The 21,171-nt window shown below is 58.8% G+C and carries 18 protein-coding genes and 1 tRNA gene (1 of these 19 cut by a window edge); 13 read left to right on the top strand and 6 right to left on the bottom strand.

What is annotated here, in order from left to right:
- The first annotated feature begins 29 nt into the window (after window positions 1–29).
- From RSDT_RS04430 to RSDT_RS07690, 8 genes are all read left to right on the top strand, one after another.
- Window positions 30–665 (top strand): hypothetical protein, encoded by a 636-nt coding sequence (locus tag RSDT_RS04430; RefSeq protein ID WP_231941779.1) that lies wholly within the window; start codon window positions 30–32, stop codon window positions 663–665.
- A 1-nt stretch (window position 666) separates the two neighbouring features.
- Window positions 667–957 (top strand): riboflavin kinase, encoded by a 291-nt coding sequence (locus RSDT_RS07420; RefSeq protein WP_231941777.1) that lies wholly within the window; start codon window positions 667–669, stop codon window positions 955–957.
- A 68-nt stretch (window positions 958–1,025) separates the two neighbouring features.
- A complete protein-coding gene (gene mutL / locus RSDT_RS04425) occupies window positions 1,026–2,876 on the top strand; it encodes a DNA mismatch repair endonuclease MutL (RefSeq protein ID WP_096399715.1) in 1,851 nt (616 codons plus the stop codon).
- A gap of 252 nt (window positions 2,877–3,128) precedes the next feature.
- Window positions 3,129–3,215: transfer RNA gene (locus RSDT_RS04420), tRNA-Leu, on the top strand.
- Between the two features lie 653 nt (window positions 3,216–3,868).
- Window positions 3,869–4,249: a type I restriction-modification system subunit M N-terminal domain-containing protein gene (locus RSDT_RS04415; RefSeq protein WP_197702096.1), complete on the top strand. Its 381-nt coding sequence runs from the start codon at window positions 3,869–3,871 to the stop codon at window positions 4,247–4,249.
- Window positions 4,250–4,528: 279 nt separating this feature from the next.
- Window positions 4,529–4,726: a heavy-metal-associated domain-containing protein gene (locus tag RSDT_RS04410; RefSeq protein WP_231941776.1), complete on the top strand. Its 198-nt coding sequence runs from the start codon at window positions 4,529–4,531 to the stop codon at window positions 4,724–4,726.
- Window positions 4,727–4,903: 177 nt separating this feature from the next.
- Window positions 4,904–5,899, top strand: a complete 996-nt coding sequence (locus RSDT_RS04405; protein WP_096399713.1) for an NAD(P)H-dependent glycerol-3-phosphate dehydrogenase — start codon at window positions 4,904–4,906, stop codon at window positions 5,897–5,899.
- Window positions 5,900–6,009: 110 nt separating this feature from the next.
- Window positions 6,010–6,252 carry a hypothetical protein gene (locus tag RSDT_RS07690; RefSeq protein WP_269457542.1) on the top strand — a complete coding sequence of 81 codons (243 nt, stop codon included), beginning with the start codon at window positions 6,010–6,012 and terminating at the stop codon, window positions 6,250–6,252.
- A 133-nt stretch (window positions 6,253–6,385) separates the two neighbouring features.
- Here the strand turns inward: RSDT_RS07690 and thyX are convergent, their stop codons facing one another.
- The 6 genes from thyX to RSDT_RS04370 all read right to left on the bottom strand — a co-directional run bounded on the left by thyX (window position 6,386) and on the right by RSDT_RS04370 (window position 15,303).
- Window positions 6,386–7,048 carry an FAD-dependent thymidylate synthase gene (gene thyX / locus RSDT_RS04395; protein WP_096399712.1) on the bottom strand — a complete coding sequence of 221 codons (663 nt, stop codon included), beginning with the start codon at window positions 7,046–7,048 and terminating at the stop codon, window positions 6,386–6,388.
- Entirely contained in the window at window positions 7,045–10,287 is a 3,243-nt protein-coding gene (locus RSDT_RS04390; protein ID WP_096399711.1) for an efflux RND transporter permease subunit, read from the bottom strand. The genes thyX and RSDT_RS04390 overlap by 4 nt, the downstream gene beginning before the upstream one ends.
- The gene (locus RSDT_RS04385) at window positions 10,280–13,381 is read right to left on the bottom strand and encodes an efflux RND transporter permease subunit (protein WP_096399710.1); all 3,102 of its coding nucleotides are present in this window, start codon (window positions 13,379–13,381) and stop codon (window positions 10,280–10,282) included. The genes RSDT_RS04390 and RSDT_RS04385 overlap by 8 nt, the downstream gene beginning before the upstream one ends.
- The gene (locus RSDT_RS04380; RefSeq protein ID WP_096399709.1) at window positions 13,378–14,553 is read right to left on the bottom strand and encodes an MdtA/MuxA family multidrug efflux RND transporter periplasmic adaptor subunit; all 1,176 of its coding nucleotides are present in this window, start codon (window positions 14,551–14,553) and stop codon (window positions 13,378–13,380) included. The genes RSDT_RS04385 and RSDT_RS04380 overlap by 4 nt, the downstream gene beginning before the upstream one ends.
- Before the next feature lie 97 nt (window positions 14,554–14,650).
- The gene (locus RSDT_RS04375) at window positions 14,651–14,857 is read right to left on the bottom strand and encodes a hypothetical protein (protein WP_096399708.1); all 207 of its coding nucleotides are present in this window, start codon (window positions 14,855–14,857) and stop codon (window positions 14,651–14,653) included.
- Between the two features lie 128 nt (window positions 14,858–14,985).
- Window positions 14,986–15,303, bottom strand: a complete 318-nt coding sequence (locus RSDT_RS04370; RefSeq protein ID WP_096399707.1) for a hypothetical protein — start codon at window positions 15,301–15,303, stop codon at window positions 14,986–14,988.
- 403 nt (window positions 15,304–15,706) lie between these two features.
- On the opposite strand from RSDT_RS04370, the gene RSDT_RS04365 reads away from it, so the two are divergent.
- The 5 genes from RSDT_RS04365 to zapA form a co-directional block, all read left to right on the top strand.
- Complete coding sequence (locus RSDT_RS04365; RefSeq protein ID WP_096399706.1) at window positions 15,707–16,651, top strand: DnaJ C-terminal domain-containing protein; 945 nt, start codon at window positions 15,707–15,709, stop codon at window positions 16,649–16,651.
- Window positions 16,652–16,665: 14 nt separating this feature from the next.
- Window positions 16,666–19,266 (top strand): ATP-dependent chaperone ClpB, encoded by a 2,601-nt coding sequence (gene clpB / locus RSDT_RS04360; RefSeq protein ID WP_096399705.1) that lies wholly within the window; start codon window positions 16,666–16,668, stop codon window positions 19,264–19,266.
- Between the two features lie 133 nt (window positions 19,267–19,399).
- The gene (gene glmU / locus RSDT_RS04355; RefSeq protein ID WP_096399704.1) at window positions 19,400–20,755 is read left to right on the top strand and encodes a bifunctional UDP-N-acetylglucosamine diphosphorylase/glucosamine-1-phosphate N-acetyltransferase GlmU; all 1,356 of its coding nucleotides are present in this window, start codon (window positions 19,400–19,402) and stop codon (window positions 20,753–20,755) included.
- Window positions 20,756–20,900: 145 nt separating this feature from the next.
- Window positions 20,901–21,146 carry a cell division protein ZapB gene (gene zapB, locus RSDT_RS04350; protein WP_096399703.1) on the top strand — a complete coding sequence of 82 codons (246 nt, stop codon included), beginning with the start codon at window positions 20,901–20,903 and terminating at the stop codon, window positions 21,144–21,146.
- Window positions 21,147–21,152: 6 nt separating this feature from the next.
- A protein-coding gene (gene zapA / locus RSDT_RS04345; RefSeq protein ID WP_096399702.1) for a cell division protein ZapA crosses the window boundary here: on the top strand, window positions 21,153–21,171 show its beginning. 245 nt of this gene lie beyond the right edge of the window; 19 of the gene's 264 nt are visible here — the first part of the coding sequence; the start codon lies at window positions 21,153–21,155; its stop codon lies off the right edge, out of view.

Genomic DNA, 21,171 nt, shown 5'->3' with positions numbered 1-21,171 from the left:
TTATACAATATGACAGTCTTTGCTTGCGCATGCTGATTGCGTCCTCACTGGAGGCTCTGCCCTCCTTTTCCGGCGCCGGCGTTACCATCGGCAATTTTGACGGCGTCCATATCGGGCATCAGACGCTTGTACGCCGCACGCTCGACATTTGTCGTGAGGACGGCCTGCACTGTGTACTCATAACATTTACGCCGCATCCGCGCAGCGTACTCGCTCCGCACAGGCATGTGCCACTGGGCAGTCGTGCGCGGTGCATGGAACTGCTGGCTGAACTTGGCGTGAAAACAGTGCTGGAGCTGTCTTTTACGCGGGAACTGGCGAACATGTCGCCTGAAGAATTCGCGCGCCGGTGGCTTGTGCCGCTGTCTGTCCGCCGCCTTGCCGTAGGTTATGATTTTTCTCTCGGCAAAAATCGCGGCGGCTCCTTTGTTGTGCTGCGCTCTCTGGGCCTGGATTTGGGTTTTCTTGTGGAACAGTTGCCGCCGGTCATTCTGGACGGGGCCGTTGTCAGCTCTACGCGTTTGCGCGACATGATAGGCAGTGGCGATGTGCGGAGAGCAGCGCGCCTGCTGGGGCGTTTTTACGGTTTTTCCGGAGAGGTGACGCACGGCGCGGGGCGGGGGGGGGGGGCTCGGTTTCTCCACAGCCAATCTGACGAGGCCTGACGTGCTGCTGCCGGCTTGTGGCGTATATGCGGCCTTTTTATGGGTGGGCACGCAGAGGTTTAAGGCTGTGACCAATGTTGGCCGTCGCCCCACGTTTGGCGGCGGTGACGTAATCGTGGAAAGTTTTTTGCCGGATGCTTCTGAAAATCTCTACGGGCAATGCGTTCGTCTGGAGTTTGTGGCCCGCTTGCGCGACGAGCGTCATTTTGATTCGGCTCAGGCTCTCAAGCAACAAATTGACCGTGATGTAGACACCGCGCGCGTCTTGCTGGAATCCGCAACGTTGCGCTGACGAGCGGACAATCGCGTCTGCCGCTTATCAGGCTTGGCTTTTGTCGGCAGGCCGGGTATACTGTGGCAATGACTGAAAAAAGTCGTCATATCAAGCTGTTGCTTCCAGAGTTGCGCAATCAGATCGCTGCCGGCGAAGTGGTGGACAGGCCTGCCGGCGCTTTGAAAGAGCTTGTTGAAAACAGTCTGGACGCCGCCGCCGGACACATTGTCGTCACGCTGGAAAACGGCGGACAAAGCCGCATCTCCGTGCAGGACGACGGTTGCGGCATTCCCGCCGCGGAACTTGAGCTTGCCGTTACACGCCACGCTACAAGCAAAATTGCAAGCATGGACGATCTGGAACGTGTCTCTTCCTATGGGTTTCGGGGCGAGGCCCTGCCGAGCATTGCCTCTGTCTCCCGTTTCAAAATCACTTCCGCCGTGCGCGAAGACGGCGGTCTCGGCACGGCCCGCTCTGTTGAAGTGGAACACGGACGGCTTGTGGCGTCAAACCCTGCGGCGCTGCACCAGGGCACTGTTGTGGAAGTGCGCGATCTTTTTGCAAATGTGCCCGCCCGTCTTAAATTTTTAAAAAGCCCGTCCGCAGAGTTCAAGCGCGCTCAGGAGTGGCTTGCCCGTCTGGCTCTGGCCTGGACAGATGTGGGTTTTGTTCTGCGCGCGGGCGAGAGAGAAGTTCTGCGTTTTACGGCGGGGCAGACTCTGCGTGACCGCCTTGCCCTGCTCTGGCCGGCGCTGGTTGTGAACGCCCTGTGTCCCTTTGACGTGCAGCGCCACGGCATACGCGTGCATGGTCTTGCCGCGCCGTCGCATGCGAGTCGGCTCCGCGGGGATCGCATTTTTCTGTATGTCAACGGCCGTCCTGTGGCGGACAAAGGTCTTTCCGCAGCCGTGCGAGAAGCCTATAAAGGGCGATTGACCAGCCGGGATTACCCGCAAACAGCCCTTTTTGTGGAGATTGATCCGCGTGAGGTGGATGTGAATGTGCATCCGGCCAAGTTTGAAGTGCGTTTTCGTGACAGCTCCGCTGTTTTTTCCGCAACGCTGCACGCGCTGCAAAGTGCGTTGCCTTCCGTTGTGGTTTTCGACGGGCTGAGCGCGGAACTGCCGGCGCAGGGCGCTGCCGTGAACGCCCCCCCCCGCCCGCAAGGTTTCTGGGGCAGCATTGACAATCCCCCGTTGCTGCCCCGCAGGGAAAGCGCCGAAATGCAGGACGCGTATCTGCCCTCTATTGACGCGCCGCCCTTCTGTAAGGCTGTTGCCGAGACAGCCGCCGCCTATGGCCTTGCGGCTGCGGAACACCGTGGCGAGGGCGCCGCCCCGGTCGACCCGCCGGACGAAACAACGGCGCCGCAGCGCGGTCGGCCGCAGGTGGGTTCATTCTGTTATCTTGGGCAGGTGGCGGATACGTATCTTGTGCTGCGTGACGCCGTCGGCGCTTTGCTGCTTGTGGACCAGCATGCGGCGCACGAACGCGTGCTGTACGAACGCGCGAAGAAGCATGTTTTTTCCGGCAAGGGACGACGTCTTGCGCTCCCGTTCAATTTGCCTCTGCACCCGGCGGAAAAAGAGCGTTTGTACGAGATCGGCGACCGTTTCAAGTCTCTGGGTTTTGAGCTGGAATGCGCAGACGCCGTTCTTGTTGTTTTGTCAACGCCGCCGACGCTTTCGCGCGCCGACGCCGGCGAATTTCTGCGCGAGGCGCTTGCCGGACGCAAGGACGATCTCGCGTCTGTGTTTATCTCTCTGTCGTGCAAGGGGGCTGTCAAGGCCGGGCAGCGCCTGACGGACGACGAGGCGGCGGAACTTGTGCGGCAGTGGCTTTCTTCACTGGAAAAAGAATACTGCCCGCACGGGCGCCCCTGTGTGCTGCGCCGGGACGCGACGGATCTGGAAAAACTGTTCAAGCGTCGGCAGTGACCGTGAAACAGCCATATCGCAAAATCGTCCATGAAGCGGCGGTTCTTTTGCCTGCGGACTTTGCGGTCGTCTGCTCTGCCTTGAAAAAAATCTGAACGTCCTGCACGTGTGCTGGATTCAGGCAGGCCGGTGAGAAGAAGAACGCCCTGTGCCGCCTGAACCTCCGGCCGACCTGAAAATCAGGCGCGTCAGCAGGCCGGTCGCGGGGTAACCGCAACGCAAACCGGCAATACAGTTTTTTGCAACTATGCTGCCCGGGTGGTGGAACTGGTAGACACAAGGGACTTAAAATCCCTCGGCCGTAAGGCTGTGCGGGTTCAAGCCCCGCCCTGGGCACCAAAAAATGGGGAATCGGCCTTCTTGATCTTTTGCGGCCATTTTGTGTCAATTGCTCAGCAAAATGTGACGCAGAAGTTGGAGCAAAACTATTTTGCTGGGTCGCACTGGTATGTTTATATTTGTTGAAATTATTATATTAAATTATTTTTTAAGTTTAGATTATTGACATTTCTAAAGACGCATAATTTTTATAAAATACAAGGGGTTGGCCGACAGCAAGTTCAGATAAAAAGCTTTTTAGGGAAAAGAGCTTTCAAGGACAACGATGATGGCAGAGCCTTCAGTATTGCCGCTCTCTATATATTAAAGCAGGTTCAGCCATCTTTCCACAAAAAAATTGTCTTCCTTCTGGAGGAATATGTCTTTTGTATTGGTGGTGCAGGTTCGCAAGAAAACCATCTGCAAACTATCATGCCCTTAGGGAACGACTTGTTAGAATTTTTGTGGAGTTAACCATTGCTGATATCTACGCCAAGCATAATATAGCATTGTGTTTACCTTCGGTAGACGTCAAAATACGCACACAAATTTAAGTCTAAAAGAATTTTTGTTGCGGTATAAGCAGTATAAATTTGATATCACATAGATGCACATTTTTTATACTGTGCCATTCTTATAGTTTTTTTATATTCATATATAAGGAGAAAGCAAATATGCCTGACAGCAGCAAAGATCAAGAACGGGCGGAACTTCACCGCGCGATCTGGAGTATCGCAAACGACCTGCGCGGGAGTGTGGACGGTTGGGATTTCAAGGCATACGTCCTCGGCATGCTGTTTTATCGTTACATATCGGAAAACCTCGCGGCATACATCAATGCCGGCGAGCGCGAAGCCGGAGACGCTTCTTTCGACTACGCCGAACTCTCGGACAGCGATGCTGAGCAAGCCCGCGAAGACATGGTAAAGACGAAAGGCTTTTTTATCCTGCCGAGCGGGCTGTTTGAAAACGTGCGTCGCCGCGCGTCAAATGATGCAAACCTCAACGAAACGCTTGAACGCATATTCCGGAATATTGGAGCATCGGCGGGATGAAACGCGGCGATTCATCGACAGTTCTTTCCGTGACGGCGCACTGAAAACAACAGGCACTGACATTGACAAAATCCTGCCGCTGTTTATCCATCTTTTTTGATTGGGGCCCATAGCGCCGGATTACATCATGGCACCTAGAAAATTCTCTGTTGACGATGCCGTTCATTGACGGCGCGGCATCAGGAAATCGACTGTGCTTATCGAATGATTGACTGTCCGGTGCAAGAATTTTATCATATCAACGATCTGCAAATTTCGCAACGGCAAGGGGGCTTGATCGTGAAAAAATTGAACGTAACAGGCATGCACTGCGGCCGCTGCAAGGCCGCAGTAGAAGAAGCGGCGGGCAAGGTACCCGGCGTGCGCAGCCCTGTTGCCGACCCTGCCGCAGGCCTGCTGAGCTACGAGGAATCCGCGCCGGTGGACAGGGAAGAGCTCAAAAAGGCCATACAGGACACAGGTTTTGATGTGGAATGAGACACGCATTATATTCTGTTCTCTGTCCTGCCATATGCCTTTGCCCCGCTGATAGAACAACGGCGCGTGGATCGTTTTCATTTGATTTCACAACAATTCGCTTGGGCAACACCGCGCCTGGCGTCTGGTGGCAGGCGGCATTCAAGGTGAGATGATGCTGACCGTCAATGGTAAAATATGGACGCCGTTTCTGTTTGTGTAGCGGGCGGCGGCAGCTGGGGCACGGCGCTTGCACACATGCTCGCCGCCCGCGGTCATGTGGTCACGCTCTGGCTGCGGAATGAGGAAGTGGCGCACGCCATCAACACCCATCGCGAAAACCCGCGCTATCTTCCCGGAGTGTCACTTGACAAGGGTGTGACAGCCACTACAGATCCGGCTGCACTGCACAACGATCTGCTGGTGCTGTCCGTGCCGTGTCAACAGTTGCGCGCGTGGCTGCGTGTCTACAAAAAATATTTCCGGCACAGCCTCACCGTGGTCAACACGGCAAAGGGGATTGAAACAGGCAGTCTGGCCGTGTGCACCACAATCGCGCAGGAAGAACTTGACGGTTTCGCTTTGCGTTACGCCGCGCTTTCCGGACCGTCTTTCGCAAAAGAAGTGCTGCGCTCTCTGCCCACGGCCGTTGTTCTTGCCACGCATGACGAAGCTTCCGGCCGGCATCTTCGGGAAATTTTTTCAGGCGCGACGTTTCGTTGCTATTCCAGTACAGACGTTGTCGGGGTGGAAATGGGCGGAGCGCTCAAAAATGTCATGGCCATCGCAGCGGGCCTTTGTGACGGTCTTGAGCTGGAGCTCAACAGCCGCGCTGCGCTGCTCACCAGAGGTCTTGCTGAAATGAGCCGCATCGGTGTGGCCTGCGGTGCCTTAGAACGCACTTTCATGGGACTTTCAGGTCTCGGCGATCTGATTTTAAGCTGCACGGGTGATCTTTCTCGCAACAGACAGGTGGGCTTGCGCCTCGGACGCGGAGAATCGCTTGAAGGCACAACAAAAAATCTCGGCATGGTGGCGGAGGGGGTTAAAACCGCTGCCGCCGTCCATGAACTGACCCGCCGCCTCCGTGTGGACGCGCCGATAAGCGCGGCGGTGTATCATATCCTTTACCGCGGGAGTTGCCCCCGTGAGGCGGCTCAAAGCCTGATGGCCAGAACATTGCGGGATGAATGATAAAAAAGACATTGTAGCCTTACGCACTTATAGCAGTGCTTGCAGTTTGCCTCGCTGAGCAGCAGATAGTCCGACAAGGGCCGCCCACAGACTGTGCGCCTCTGTAGTATGTGCAGGACATAAGCGTCGCCATCTCCTTCGGCGTTATCGGCCTCGGGTTGGAGCCCGTGCACGCGTCGCCGACGGCAAGTTCGGCTATGGACGACAATTTTTTGGTGAACTCATCGCCGGCTGCCCGCGGCGCGCGAGTTGTACCGAATGACATACGTCAGATATATCGCGTTGGCGCAGCCGTGAGGGATATGCCCTGTCGAGAACGCCGCTGCCGGTTTTATGTGCCATGGAGTGCATGATCCCAAGAAGCGTGTTTGAGAACGCCATTCCAGCCAGACACTGTGCATAGTGCATCTGTTCCCGCGCGGTTTTGTCGCCTTTCCACGAGGGGATCAGGTTATCAAATACCATTTCGTGGAAGAGGCCGGCCCGTCAGCCTTTCCATGTTTCGTCTTCAATGTCCCGCTGGAACTGCTCAAACAGGTCGGTGAAGAGTTCTGGCGCGCGTTTGTGCATGGCGGCAAGCAGGGGCAGCATTACCTCGCGCATTTGCGGGTGCGCGGTTTTTGCGCAGCGCAAGGTAAAAATATGCCGCCATTCGCGCATATTGCAGGTGAGCACGATTTCCGTTTTCAGGCTGTTGGGCAGCACCGAGCGCGTCTGCTGGGCCGTGGCTCCGGTCGCAACAAGCGACAGATAAGCCGCTTCCGCCGCGAGCATGGCCTCACGCCACAGATCGTATTCCGGTGAGCTCTCCCGCCAGAAACAGGGCCTGATCACCGTGATTTCGCTTCCGAACTTGTCCCGCGCGTAATTGGCGTAGCGCGTACTCTCCTGACTGCAGGCGGCGAGACGGTGGCGTACAAGCTCGTGGGAGACCCCGCGGTCGCACACGATGCGCGCCGTTGCGGAGGCGTGCTCAATAACGCTGTGATGGCCTGACGCGAGAATTTTGCGCACAAAGGAGGCTGCGGAAGTGTCCGTTATTCTGTCTTCAGACTTGTGACACACGCGTCCGGCCGTCTCAATGCGTCTGAGTATATTCGCGCCCGGGGCAATAGCCGTGATTTCAAAGCCGGCTCCAATGATGTTCATGTGATGTTCTCCGGAAAATCTGTGATTATTTTCGGCCGTCGCGTTCCGAAAAGCAGAATGCGCGCGGCCTTTGCCCGGCCGTAACGCAGTTCGAGCCGGGCGCGCCGCGCGGCAAGGCGCAGCCGGTCAAGGTACAAAAATACCACCGGCGTTGTGTAGAGCGTCAAAAACTGGCTCACCACAAGCCCGCCCACAATGGTCACGCCGAGCGGCGCCCGCAGCTCCGCGCCGTCGCCTCGGCCGAGCGCCAGGGGCACGGCCCCCAGAATGGCGGCTGCGGTTGTCATCATAATAGGCCGGAAGCGCAGCAGGCAGGCCTCGTATATGGCCTTTTCCGGAGGCAGTCCCCGAACGCGCACGGCCTCAAGGGCGAAGTCGATCATCAGGATGGCGTTTTTTTTCACTATGCCGCACAGCAGCAACATGCCTATCAGGGCGATGACGGTAAATTCCATGCGGAAGAGCAGCAGCGCGGCGAGCGCTCCCCCCCCGGCCGGCGGCAGGGTGGAGAGTATGGTCACGGGATGGACAAGGCTTTCGTACAGCACGCCCAGCACAATATAGAGCGCGGCGAGTGCCGCCAGCACAAGAATGACCTGATTCGTCGCCGTGTCGCTGTAGAGCTTGGCCGTGCCCTGAAAGCTGCCCAGCACGTTCTGCGGCGTGTCCAGAGCCGTCCGGGCGGCTGCAATGGCCTCCTGCGCCTGTGAAAGAGCCGCGCCCTGCGCTAGGTTGAAAGAAATGGTCACTGCGGCGAACTGCCCCTGATGTGCCACGGAAAGCGGCGCGAATCCCGGCCCGACGGTTGCGACGGAGGCAAGGGGCACAAGGCCGCCTGCGCCCGACAGGCGCACCCTGTCAAGTGCGTCCGCGTCCTCAAGCCAGTTCTGTCCGTATTCCAGCACAACGCGGTACTGATTTTTGTCTTCATAAATAGTGGAGATCTGCCGCTGGCCGAAGGCATTGTTCAGGGCGCTGTCCACATCACGCATGGAAAGTCCCGCGCGGGCGAGCGCGTCGCGGTTGACCGCGAGCACGGTCTGCAGGCCGCGTTCCTCAATGTCGCTGTCCACATCCCTGAAGAGGGGGTGTCGGGCGAGGGCCGCCTGCATGCGGCGACCCTCGGCGCGCAGTTCCGTCAAGTTGTCCGCCTGCAGGGTGTACTGGTACTGCGAGCGCGAGCCGCGACCGCCCATCATGATGTCCTGCGCGGGCTGCAGAAAAATCTGCAGGCCCGGCTCCGAGGAAAGGCTGCTCCGCAGCCGGCCTATCACGGCCTCGGCCGGAAGCTTGCGCTCGGCTAGGGGCTTGAGGGATATAAACACCCCGCCCCCGCCTCGTCCTCCGGAAATATGGGCGGAAACCTGCGCCACGGCGGGGTCTTTCCTTATGGTCTCGACAAGGCGGGTCAATTTGTCGCGTATGGACTGGAATGAGGCACTCTGGTCCGCCCGTATGCCGCCCATGATGACGCCTGTGTCCTGTTGCGGAAAAAAGCCTTTTGGTACAATGAAATACATATATGCATTGCCGGCGATCACCAGCGCAAGCCCGGTCATGACCAGCGCGGGATGCCGTAGGGTGACGGCCAGGCTTTTCGCGTAGCCCGCGTGCAGGCGGCCCGGCAGGGCGGCGAGCCGCGGCATGAGGCGGGCAAGGCGGCCTGAGCGTGCAATGCCTGTCTCGCCGGGGCCGTCCGCCTTGTCCGTGCGCCGCGGCCTGAGCAGGCGGGCGCACATCATGGGCGTGACGCTCAAGGAGATGAATATGGAGATGAGCACCGCCGTGGTCAGAATCACGGCGAACTCGCGGAAAAGGCGGCCGACAATGCCGCCCATAAAGAGTATGGGCGTGAACATGGCGACAAGGGAAAGGGAAATGGAAAACACGGTGAAACCCACTTCCCTCGCGCCGCGCAGGGCGGCCCGGAAGGGGGAATCGCCCGCCTCGATGCGGCGGGTGATGTTTTCAAGCACTACAATGGCGTCGTCTACCACAAAGCCGGTGGAGACGGTGAGCGCCATGAGCGAGAGATTGTTCAGGCTGTAATCGCACAGATACATCACGCCGAAGGTGGCGATGAGCGAAACCGGCGCCGCCATGGCCGGAATGATCGCCGCCCGCGCGCTGCCGAGAAACAGAAAGACCACCAGCACCACCAGAATGACGGAGAACGCGAGGCTTTTTTCCACTTCGCGCAGAGAGGCGTGTATGGTTACCGAACGATCCATGCGTTCTTCCAGTTCCGCGCCGGCCGGAAGCCACTCCTGCAGACGCGGCATCATGGCCTTGACCTGATCCACCGTGTCGATGATGTTGGCCCCTGGAGCGCGGAAGACGATAAGCAGTATGGCCTGCCTGCCGTTTGCCACCGCCATGTTGCGCACGTCCTGCGAAGAGTCCGTCACCTCGGCCACATCCGCCAGGCGCAGAACGCGGTCCCCGCGTTCTGCGACAATGACATGTTTGTACTGTTCCGCTTTTTGCAGTTGGTCATCCACGCCCACGAGCCGGCAAACCGTTTCGTTCTCAAGCATGCCCTTGGGCAGAAATGCGTTGGCCCGCACAAGCGCCGCGCGCACGTCCTCCATGACAAGGCCCGCCGCAGAAAGCGCGCCGGGATTCACGTCCACGCGCACGGCGGGCAGCGCGCCGCCGCCCACAATGACCTCGCCCACGCCGGGAATCTGCGATATTTTTTGGGCCAGCACGGTGGATGCCGCGTCGTACATTTGGGCGCGGGTCAGCACCTGCGAGGTGATGGAAAGTATCATGATGGGCGCTCCCGAAGGGTTGACCTTGCGCCAGGATGGGTTGGAGGGCAGGGCGGGCAGAGCGGCGCGCGCGGCGTTGACGGCGTCCTGCACGTCGCGGGCCGCGCCGTCTATGCTGCGGTCGAGATCAAATTGCAGGGTCACGCTGCTCGTGCCGAGGCTGCTTGTGGATGTCATTTCCGTAATGCCCGCGATGTGGCCGAGCGCGCGCTCCAGCGGCGTGGTGACAGTGGCGGCCATGGTTTTCGGGCTCGCGCCGGGCAGGCCGGCGCGTACCACCACAACGGGAAAATCCACCTCGGGCAGCGGCGCCACCGGCAGAAGGCCGAAGGCCGTCGCGCCGGCGAGCGTGAGCGCGATGGTTAAAAGGGTGGTGGCTACAGGACGGCGTATGAAGAGCGCCGAGACATTGAGCGGCAAAAATTCAGGGCCGAAGCGCCTGCGGCCCGCCGCGCCGTTATTCATGTCTTTTGCCTCCGCCGAGGGCCCTGCCGAGCCTGTCAAACCACAAATAAATCACGGGCGTCGTAAAAAGCGTCAGAACCTGACTTACAATCAGCCCGCCCACCATTGTCACGCCGAGCGGGCGGCGCAGTTCCGCGCCCATGCCCGTGCCGAGCATGAGCGGCAGGGCGCCCAGCAGCGCGGTCATGGTGGTCATTAAAATGGGCCGCAGACGCAGGAGGCATGCCTTGCGTATGGCATCCTCGGCCGACAGGCCCTCGCGGCGTTCGGCGTCAAGGGCGAAGTCTATCATCATGATGGCGTTTTTCTTGACAATGCCGATCAACAATATGATGCCGATAATGCCGACGACCCCCAGCTCCATGCCGCCGATCAGCAGCGCCAGCAGCGCGCCAGCGCCCGCCGAAGGCAGGGTGGAGAGTATTGTCACGGGGTGGATGTAGCTTTCGTACAGCACGCCGAGCACAATATACATGGTGACTACCGCCGCGAGAATGAGCCGGAGCTGATTTGTCGTGGAAGAGGCGAATGCCTCGGCCGCGCCCTGAAAGCGCGTGCGCAGGGAAGCAGGGAGCGCGAGCCCCGCCTGCGCTTCAAGCACCGCCTCTGTGGCCGCGCCCAGCGAGGAAGCGCGGGCAACGTTGAAGGAAATGGTCGCTGCGGGAAACTGCCCTTGCCGCGACACGGCTGCCGCCGCCGGGCGTTCCTCCACCGAGGCCAGGCTCGTCAACGGCACTGGCGCGCCGCCTGCGCCGCGCACGTAGATGCCGTCAATGGCCGAGGCGTCCGCGCGAAAGCGCGGGGCCGCCTCCAGCACCACCTTGTATTGGTTTGTCTGTGTGAAAATGGTGGAGACAAGGCGCTGGCCTAGGGCGTCATAAAGCGCGCTGTCTATGTCGGCCATGCTCACGCCGAGCCGCCCCGCCGTTTCGCGGTTGACGCGCAGCCAAGTCATGCGGGCGGGCTCTGGCAGGTCGCTTGTGACGTGTTCAAGCTCCGGCCGGACGCGCAGGGCCGCGACAAGGCGCGGAACCCATGTTTGCAGCTCGTCACGGGTGGTGGCCTCTGCCGTGAACTGATACTGGCTTGCGGAAATGCGGTCTTCAATAGTCAGCTCCTGCACCGGCTGCAGATGCAGACGCACGTCCGGCAGGGCTGCGGCCTTGCGCATAATGCGCCGGGCGATTTCCGGCGCGCGGGCATTGCGTTCGCTCAGGGGCTTGAGTTTTATTGTCAGGCGCGAGACGCTCATGGAGCGGTTGACGCCATCCACGCCTATAAAAAAAGCCGCGTTTTCCACAGCCTCGTCGCCTGTGATTACCTCGGCAAGGGCGTTCTGGCAGTCGCGCACGGCCGCGAAAGAGGCGTCGGGCGGGCATTCGGCCATGCCCTGTATGACGCCCGTGTCCTGCACGGGAAAAAAGCCCTTGGGCGTGACGGCCCACAGCATGGCCGTGAGCCCCAGCACCGCAACGGCCGCGCCGAGCACAATGCCCTGCCGTCGCAGCACAAGGTCAAGGCCGCGCCCGTACAGGCCGAGCAGACGCTGAAAAAAGCCTCCGGGGCGTTCTGATTCACGGCACTTCTGTCGAAGGGCGACGGTGCAGAGCATGGGCGTCAGGGTGAGGCTGGTGACGGCTGAAACAAGTATGGTCACTGCGAGCGTGACCGCGAACTCGCGGAACAGCCGCCCGGCCACGTCGCCCATGAACAGCAGCGGAATGAGCACCGCCACGAGGGAAACCGTCAGTGAAATGATGGTGAAACCTATCTGCCCAGCTCCGTTGAGGGCGGCCTGCAGGGGCTTTTCCCCAGCCTCCAGATAGCGTGAGATGTTTTCTATGACAACAATGGCGTCGTCCACCACGAAGCCGGTGGCGATGACAAGGGCCATCAGCGTCAGATTGTTGAGGGAAAATCCGGCCAGGTGCATGACGCCAAGCGAACCCACGAGCGAGAGCGGCACGGCCAACGCCGGAATGAGGGTGGCCCGCGCGTTGCGCAAAAAAAGCCATATCACAAAAACAACCAGGGCCACGGCGAAAAAAAGCTCGCGCTGTACGCCGCGCACTGTCGTTCTGATAGAGGCCGTGCGGTCGGTGATGACGCGCACCTCCACGCTGCCGGGCAGGCTTTGCGTGAGCGAGGGCAGGAGGGCATTCACGCTGTCGGCCACGCGCAGCACGTTCGCACCGGGCTGGCGCTGTACAGAGAGCACGATGGCGGGCCGGAAGGGCATCTCGTCCGCGATATTTTGATGCCGCCCAGCCACCCATGCCGCCAGACGGACGTTTTCCGCGCCTTCCACCACCTCGGCCACATCCTGAAGGCGCAGGGGCGCGCCGTTTTTGTAGCCTATGACGGTCTGCGCGTATTCCTGCGCCGAGGCGAGCTGATCGTTGGCGTCTATGGTGGATGCTCGTTCCGGGCCGTCAAGGCTGCCCTTGGCGGCGTTGACGTTGGCGCGCGCTATGGTTTCGCGCACGTCGGCGAGCGTCAGGCCGGCGGCGGCGAGCAGGCGCGGGTTTGCCTGCACGCGTACGGCCGGGCGTTGTCCGCCCGAGAGCGTCACCAGTCCCACGCCCGGCAGTTGCGAAATTTTTTGCGCGAGGTGCGTGTCAGTCAGGTCTTCCAGGCTGGTGAGGGGCATGGAGTCGCTGAGCACGGCCAGCGTGACGACCGGCGGGTCGGCGGGGTTCACCTTGTTGTAGACGGGCGGAGAAGGCAGGTCCGCGGGCAGCAGGTTGGCCGCAGCGTTGATGGCCGCCTGCACCTCCTGCTCCGCCACGTCCAGCGGCACAGAGAGGTCGAACTGCAATGTTATCATGGATGCCCCCGCCGCCGAGAGCGAATACATCTGCGTCAGGCCCGGCATGATGCCGAACTGCCGCTCCAGCGGCGCTGTGACAACGACGGTCGTCACGTCGGGCGAAGCGCCTGGGTAAAAGGTCTGCGCCTGTATGGTGGGGTAGTCTATCTGCGGCAGCGCCGCGACGGGGAGCGAGCGCCAGGCCAGCAGGCCGGAGAGAAAGAGCGCCGCCGTCAGCAGTGACGTCGCGATGGGCCGTAAAATGAAGATGCGCGAGAAGTTCATGGCGCCGCCGGCGTTTGCGTCTCGGCGGCCACGGTGACGGCGATTCCGTCGCGCAGGCGGTCAATGCCGTCCGTGACGACGCGATCGCCAGCTCCAATGCCTCTGTCTATCACGGTCAGGCCCTGCGTGGCGATGCCCTGCGCGACTTCGCGGACGCGCGCCGTGTTGTCTGCGTCAATCACAAAGACGTACGGGCCGCGCGCGCCGAGCTGCACCGCCGAAGAGGGTATGGTGACAGTGTTTTCAAGCGTGCGCGCCTTCAGGCGTGCGTTGACAAACTGATTCGGGTAGAGGCGCTCGTCGGTGTTGGCGAAGCGGGCTTTGAGCCTTATGGTGCCGGTTGCCGCGTCTATCTGATTGTCCATTGAGACCAGACGGCCTGTGGCCAGCAGAATTTTTCCTTCCTGATCCCATGCCTCTACCGGAGGCGGCACGCTGTCGGGGTTCGCTTCGCCGGCGCGCAACGCCCGCATGACGAGCGGGGTGAATTTCCCCGGCAGGGTGAAGATTACGTCGCAGGGGCTTGTTTCGGTGATGCGTACAAGGCCGTTCGCGTCCGAGCTTTTTATCTGATTGCCCTCGTCTACCTGTTTGAGGCCTAGGCGTCCGCCGGCGGGCGCTGTGACGCGGCTGTATTCAAGCTGCAGGCGGGCCGCGTTCATGGCAGCTTTGTCCGCCTCCACGGTGCCTTCGTGCTGGCGTACAAGGGAGCGCTGGGTTTCATACTGCTGGGCGGCGATGAAATCTCCCCCGGCCAGTCTGGCGTAGCGGGCGAGATCGCGGCGGGCGTTGGCGAGCTGGGCTTCGTCGCGGGCGAGCGTACCCAATGCCTCCCCCAGCTTCGCCTCATAGGGGCGTGGGTCTATTTCGGCCAGAAGATCGCCGGCCCTGACGCGCCGGCCTTCCTGAAAGTGCAGGCGCACAAGCTCGCCGTCCACCCGGCTTGTCACGAGCACGTCGCTTGAGGCAAGCGCCGTGCCGAGGCCGCCGAGATAGTGCGGCATGTCCTGGACGCGGGCTATGGCCACGCGCACCGGCGGCTGTTGCATGCTCACGCGCTGCGCGTCCTCACCGCCGAAGAAGAAAATGCGCCACGCAAGCCCAAGGGCCGCAAGCCCGGCGAGCAGCCAGGGCAGTTTGCGGCGGGGGCCTTTTTGCCCTGACAAAATCATGCCGTTTCCGCCTCCCCGTGTTCGTGCATATTCTTTATATCACGAACTCCGCAGGGACAAGGGAAGAATTTTGGGCAACCTGTCACGCGGCAGTTTGTTAAGAGGCCGCAAGGCTGCTGTCCTCCTCCCGTTGGGGCGTTTTTTCGCGCTGCGCAAACAGCAGTGGGCGAATGTCATGAATTTCATGTTTACCGTCTTGTGACCGGTGAGCAGATTTACGGCTCGCTGGCAGCAGGGCGTGGGTTTTGCCCTGGCTGTTATTCTCAATGCCATACGCGCCGCATGCGGCGTGCGCATAACTCATCTGACCGCTTAACCGGACAGCAATGAGTCAAAAAGAGTATTTTACGGACTATAATTATTGGTAAATCCTATACTTTTTTCCTGAGAATGCAAATGTATTCAGCATAATGTCTCTATTCGGGTGTCCAATTATCTAACCTTTTGATTTAGCTTCATCTTGCGGTTGAACTGTTTTTCCTGTTTCAACTTGCTTCGCCATTTCTCGAGTTCCCGCTGTGCCGCTTGTAGGCGGCAACCACCTTCACTTGTCCCGTTTTGCTGAAGTTCAAACAGGAGCGGAAACGGTATAGCCTGATCTTTACACCGCAAGACGTCGTTTTTCAATGCGCCTGAATACCTGAATTTCCGGTACTGCTTTGCTTGCCGGAGTATTGGTGATTTCCGGCGGCGATAAAAATGAACTCCAGAACTTCGATTTTGGAAAGTTCCGCCTTCAGCGCTTCCCATAAAATCCGCCTGCATGTTAGATATTACTGAAAACTATGCATAATTGCAAAACATACTTGACCGACAAGGTGTCCGCCCTAAAAGGGAGTTACCGGCTCCATTCCGTGTCGCGCTCCCGTGCTTTTGGCGTTCCGGCTCTTGCTGAAACACGATATGCCCTTTCTCCAAGGCAATAATATGCTTGCCCCATTTCTTTTTGCTGCCACAGAGGCCATAGAGCGGAAGCCGTGAAAGGTCATTTTTGAACATATGGATGTCCCTGTCGGTAGATATTGTTTCATTGTGATTGCCCCCGGTGCAAAAGTGTTGACGATCTCCGGCGCGGTCTTATTTTGTCTGTAACCGCGTCGGGCAGTGCGCCTTGGCGTCGTAACTGTTGCCCAGCGCGAATGGAGATCAGAGCATGACGGTAGAGTATAAGGATTATTACAAGCTTCTGGGCGTGGAACGCGGGGCAGACGCTGAAGATGTCGCCAAGGCTTTTAAAAAGCTGGCCCGGCAGTACCACCCGGATCTCCACCCCGGCGACGCGCAGGCCGAGGAAAAATTCAAAGAGGTCAATGAGGCATATGAAGTACTAAAAGATCCGGAAAAACGCCGCCTGTATGACCGGTTGGGGTCGAACTGGCAGCACGGTCAGCAGTTTCAGGGCGAGCCGGGTTTTGAGAACGTGCATTTTACGTTTAACGGCAAAAGTTTTGACGGCTCCGGCTTTTCTGATTTTTTTGAAACACTTTTCGGCGGCGCGGCGCAGGGCGGATCTGCGGGCAGAAACGCAGGTTTCGGGCCGGATTCTTTCAGCGGTTTTTCCGCAAAGAGCCGGCGCGGCCGGGATGTGGAAGCGGAATTGGCCTTGAGTCTTGAAGATGTTTCGTGTGGCGGTCGCCATACGGTAACGTTGCGCATGGCTCATGGGCCGAAAACGCTGGAGGTCAACGTACCGGCCGGCGTCCGTGAGGGCGCCAAGCTGCGTTTGGCCGGCCAGGGAGTCCCTCTTCCGGGCGGCTCGCCCGGCGATTTGTTTTTGCGCGTGCGCTACCTGCCTCACTCTCGCTTCAGGGTAGGGGGAGACAATCTGCAGTGCGACGTATGGCTTGCGCCGTGGGAAGCGGCGCTGGGCAGCAGAGTGGCTGTGCCGACGCTGGATGCCAGTGTGGAGTTGAATATTCCGCAGGGCACGAGTTCAGGTCGCAAATTTCGTTTGCGCGGCAAAGGGCTTGGCTGCGGCGTCAAATGCGGTGATTTGCTTGTCAGAGTAATGATCAGAACACCCGCGTGTCTGAACGAGACCGAACAGGAGCTTTGGCAAAAGCTCGCGCAGGCGTCAGCGTTTGATGCGCGGGCGTAATTCCGGAGGCATATATGGACATCAGCAGATTTACGGACAAAGCCCGCGAAGCGGTGAGCGACGCGCAAACTCTGGCCGCCGGCATGGGCCATCAGGAAACTGACGCCGAGCATCTGGCGTTTGTTCTTGCTCGGCAGGATAACGGTATTGTGCCCCGTATTCTCGAACACGCGGGCATACAGCCCAAAGCGTTTGCCGTTGCGGTGGAAACGGCGTTGCGCAAGCGTCCGCAGATTTCGGGCGGCGGCGTGGATTCGACAAAAATCATAATCACCCCGCGTCTGGCAAAAGTGCTGGGTGAGGCACAGAACGAGGCAAAACGTCTGAAAGACGAATACGTGAGTGTGGATCATCTCTTCGCCGCACTTGTCGGCGTGGAGCCGTCTTCTCCGCTTGGGCAGACGCTGAAAGAATACGGCGTCACCCGCGCGAGATTTGTCATGGCCATGGAGGAATTGCGCGGCAGCGCGCGCGTGACAAGTCCCAATCCCGAAGGCACGTTTGAGGCCCTTGACAAATACGCCCGCGATCTTGTCGAGGCCGCGCATCAGGGCAAAATGGACCCGGTTATTGGCCGTGATGCGGAAATACGCCGTGTCATACGCATTCTTTCACGACGCACCAAGAACAATCCTGTGCTGATCGGCGAGGCGGGCGTGGGTAAAACCGCCATTGTCGAGGGGCTTGCCTTTCGCATTGTCAAGGGAGACGTGCCGGAAGGCTTGAAAGGGCGTAAATTATTCGCGCTGGACATGGGCGCGCTGATTGCGGGTGCGAAATACCGGGGAGAATTTGAAGAGCGCCTCAAGGCCGTACTCGGCGAAGTGGAAAAAAGCGAAGGCAGGATCATTCTGTTTATTGACGAGTTACACACCATTGTGGGTGCCGGCAGAACAGAAGGCTCCATGGACGCAGGCAATCTGCTCAAACCCATGCTGGCGCGCGGCGAGCTGCATTGCATCGGCGCCACCACTGTGGATGAATACCGCAAATATATTGAAAAAGACCCGGCGCTTGAACGGCGTTTTCAGCCGGTGATGGTGGATGAGCCTACGGTGGAGGACTCCATTTCCATCCTGCGCGGCCTGAAAGAACGTTTTGAGGTGCACCACGGGGTGCGCATCAGCGATTCGGCCATTGTGGATGCCGTGACGCTTTCGCACCGTTATATTTCAGATAGACAGCTGCCGGACAAGGCCATTGACCTGATTGACGAAGCCGCCGCCATGATACGCACGGAGATTGACTCCTTGCCGGCCGATCTGGACGAAGCCAATCGTAAAGTCATGCAGCTGGAAATTGAACGCGAGGCCCTGCGCCGTGAAACGGACGAGGCTTCGCGCGAACGCCTTCAGCGACTGGAGAACGAGCTTGCCGATCTGCGTGGTGAGCAGACCGCCATGCGTGAACAGTGGAAAAATGAAAAGGGTTCCATAGATACGGTGCGGAAGATCAAGGGACAGATTGAGCAGACGCGTCTTGCCATTGAGCAGGCCGAACAGGCCTATGATCTCACCAGAGCGGCTGAACTCAAGTATTCAAAATTGCTTGATTTGCAGAAAAAACTGGCTCAGTTTTCCGGTGGCGATGTCGGCGATGCCCCGCGCCTGTTGCGTGAAGAAGTGCGGCCTGACGACGTGGCGGAAATTGTGGCCAGATGGACGGGTATTCCGGTTGCGCGGCTGGTTGAGTCTGAACGCGAAAAATTGTTGAAGCTCGCCGATGAGCTGCATAAGCGTGTCATTGGCCAGGACGAGGCTGTGAGCGCGGTGGCCGACGCTGTGCTTCGCGCGCGGGCAGGGCTGTCCGATCCGTGTCGGCCGACCGGCTCCTTTATTTTTCTGGGTCCGACCGGCGTGGGCAAGACAGAGCTTTGCAAAACGCTTGCCGAGGCGTTGTTTGACACTGAAGATAATATGGTGCGCCTTGACATGAGCGAATATATGGAAAAACATTCCGTGTCGCGGCTTATCGGCGCGCCCCCCGGTTATGTGGGCTATGACGAGGGTGGGCAGTTGACCGAAGCGGTGCGCCGCAAACCCTATTCCGTCATTTTATTTGATGAAATTGAAAAAGCGCATCCCGATGTCTTCAACACGCTTTTGCAGATGCTTGATGACGGCCGCCTGACGGACAGTCAGGGACGTACGGTGGATTTTCGCAACAGCATTGTGATTATGACCTCCAACATCGGCTCCCTGCATCTGCTCGAAGGCATATCTCCGGACGGCGCGCTGGAAGACGGCGCGCGGGAGCAGGTTATGGAGGCTTTGCGCGCTCATTTTCGTCCAGAATTTTTGAACCGCGTGGATGAAACCGTGGTTTTCCTGCCGCTGAGGCGTGAGCAAATCGCGCGTATTGTGGATTTGCAGCTTGCCCGCTTGCGTTTGCGGCTTGAGGAGCGCAAGATCAGTCTTGTCATGACGGACGTTGCGCGTGACTTCATTGCCGTGGCGGCGTATGATCCTGTTTACGGCGCACGTCCGATCAAACGTTACGTGCAGCAGCGTGTGGAGACGCCGCTTGCCCGCGAGATTTTGGCGGGCAACATTTGCGACGGACAGGACGTCACGGTGGATGTGAAAGATGAGGAGTTTATTTTTGGCTCCTACTAAAGACAGATATTAGACTTTGACTGGTTCAAGTTGGCCTGTGTCCGGTATTTTCGGCGGTCGGACGCGCAGTAGAGCACTTCACGATGTGCAATGCTCCAGTTGTTCAGAACGCGCAGTACACAGCGAGGGGGGTATGCCGGACAAGGCAGCTCTTGTTTTAGCGGCCGGCAAGGGCACGCGCATGCATTCCGACAGGCCGAAGGTTTTGCAGACCCTTCTCGGCGAATACATGCTCGCTTATGTGCTTGCCGCATTGCGCCCGCATTTTGGCGACGATGTCTGGGTAGTTGCAGGTCATCAGGCGCAAATGCTTCAGGCTGCCTTTCCGGATCGGCGTTTTGTCATGCAGGCCGAGCAACTCGGCACAGGCCATGCTCTGATGCAAGCCATGCCGACGCTTGCCGGGGCGGGCTGCCGTCATATTTTGCTGGTTAACGGCGACGCGCCGTTGCTCGACGAACATCTGGTCCGCATCTTTCTTGAGAAAGCCGAGGGTGCGGATATTGCCTTTGCGAGCATTGTGCTGGATAGCCCCGGCGCGTATGGCCGCGTGTTGCGCGAGGGGGGGCAGGTGCGCGCCGTTGTGGAGGCTAAAGATTGCGACGCTCCGGCAAACGGCGCACAGATTCATGAAGTCAACGCCGGCATGTACCTGCTTGATCTGGCCCTTGTGGCGGAACTTCTGCCCTGCCTTACCTGTGCCAACAGGAGCGGAGAATACTATGTCACTGATTTGATTGCCCTGGCTGCGACAAAAGGACACAGCGTTCGCGCTGTGGAATGCGGCAAGGATGAAAGTTTTCTGGGCGTCAATTCGCCGCTGGAGCTTGCGCGTATGGAAGAACTGCTCCGTGCCCGCGTTGCTGAGCGTCTTTTGCAGTCAGGCGTCCTGCTTCATGCGCCGGATATGGCGCGTGTTTCTCCGTTCGCGCGCATAGAGCCGGGTGCCGAACTGACAGGACCTTGTGAAATTGCGGGCCGGTCAGAGGTGCGGCGCGGGGCGCGTGTCGCTTCGCATTGTGTTGTGCTCGACAGCGTGATTGAAGAAGGGGCCGAACTGCGTCAATTCTCACATCTTGAGGGTGCGCGCGTGGGTGTGGGCGCGACTGTGGGGCCGTTTGCGCGTTTGCGCTCCGGTGCTGTCATTGCGGCGAACGCGCATGTTGGCAATTTTGTTGAGGTAAAGAATGCCCGCCTTGGTGAGGGTGCCAAGGCCAATCACCTGACCTATCTTGGAGACGCTGATGTCGGCGCGGGCGCGAACATCGGCGCGGGAACCATCACCTGCAATTACGACGGCAGCCATAAATATAAGACCATCATTGGGGAAAAGGCCTTTATCGGCAGCAATACTGCGCTGGTTGCCCCTGTCAGCGTCGGCGCCGGGGCTCTTGTCGGCGCTGGTTCCGTCATTACCAAAGACGTGCCTGAAGGTGATATGTCCATCGCCCGCGGAAAGCAAAAAAATCTGCCGCGCAAAAAAGTTTGATAGGCCGGCGTTTTTTTGTTGAATGAACGCAAAATGACTTGACAATAATTATTTGTTAAGAATTGTAATATGTTTTTTGGCAGATGCGGTATGCACACTGTATCCTTATCTTGCCATTGAAAAGTGGTGGTGGTAGGTTTCATGTATGGAAATTTTTGAACAGTTGGAAAAGCACATAACCGGACTTTTGACGAAATTTGACAATCTGAAGGCGGAGAACGCGCGTTTTCGTGCTGAAGTCGCCGAGGCGGCTACAAAAAAAACTGAACTGGAAGAAGAAAACCGTACATTGCGGGCTTCGCTTGCCCAGGCGGGGAACACTCGCGCCGAGGCGCTGAAGCGTCTTGACGACCTGCTGCGCAAGATTGAGGAGCATGAAAGCATTGAGTAGTTTTTTGTGAGTGAAAACATTAATC

Origin of the sequence: Candidatus Desulfovibrio trichonymphae, from assembly GCF_002355955.1 — a bacterium.
Taxonomy (GTDB): domain Bacteria; phylum Desulfobacterota; class Desulfovibrionia; order Desulfovibrionales; family Desulfovibrionaceae; genus Desulfovibrio; species Desulfovibrio trichonymphae.
The sequence above is the reverse complement of the archived record's forward strand: the minus strand, read 5'-3'. Positions and strand labels throughout refer to the sequence as shown.

Excerpts from the sequence above, each read along its gene's own strand:
- RSDT_RS04375 (WP_096399708.1), bottom strand. The coding sequence starts at position 14,857 with ATGAGTTATGCGCACGCCGCATGCGGCGCGTATGGCATTGAGAATAAC.
- thyX (WP_096399712.1), bottom strand. The coding sequence starts at position 7,048 with ATGAACATCATTGGAGCCGGCTTTGAAATCACGGCTATTGCCCCGGGC.
- RSDT_RS04390 (WP_096399711.1), bottom strand. The coding sequence starts at position 10,287 with ATGAATAACGGCGCGGCGGGCCGCAGGCGCTTCGGCCCTGAATTTTTG.
- zapB (WP_096399703.1), top strand. The coding sequence starts at position 20,901 with ATGGAAATTTTTGAACAGTTGGAAAAGCACATAACCGGACTTTTGACG.
- RSDT_RS04430 (WP_231941779.1), top strand. The coding sequence starts at position 30 with ATGCTGATTGCGTCCTCACTGGAGGCTCTGCCCTCCTTTTCCGGCGCC.
- RSDT_RS04415 (WP_197702096.1), top strand. The coding sequence starts at position 3,869 with ATGCCTGACAGCAGCAAAGATCAAGAACGGGCGGAACTTCACCGCGCG.
- clpB (WP_096399705.1), top strand. The coding sequence starts at position 16,666 with ATGGACATCAGCAGATTTACGGACAAAGCCCGCGAAGCGGTGAGCGAC.
- RSDT_RS04365 (WP_096399706.1), top strand. The coding sequence starts at position 15,707 with ATGACGGTAGAGTATAAGGATTATTACAAGCTTCTGGGCGTGGAACGC.
- RSDT_RS04405 (WP_096399713.1), top strand. The coding sequence starts at position 4,904 with ATGGACGCCGTTTCTGTTTGTGTAGCGGGCGGCGGCAGCTGGGGCACG.
- mutL (WP_096399715.1), top strand. The coding sequence starts at position 1,026 with ATGACTGAAAAAAGTCGTCATATCAAGCTGTTGCTTCCAGAGTTGCGC.
- glmU (WP_096399704.1), top strand. The coding sequence starts at position 19,400 with ATGCCGGACAAGGCAGCTCTTGTTTTAGCGGCCGGCAAGGGCACGCGC.
- RSDT_RS04370 (WP_096399707.1), bottom strand. The coding sequence starts at position 15,303 with ATGGGAAGCGCTGAAGGCGGAACTTTCCAAAATCGAAGTTCTGGAGTT.
- RSDT_RS04380 (WP_096399709.1), bottom strand. The coding sequence starts at position 14,553 with ATGATTTTGTCAGGGCAAAAAGGCCCCCGCCGCAAACTGCCCTGGCTG.
- RSDT_RS04385 (WP_096399710.1), bottom strand. The coding sequence starts at position 13,381 with ATGAACTTCTCGCGCATCTTCATTTTACGGCCCATCGCGACGTCACTG.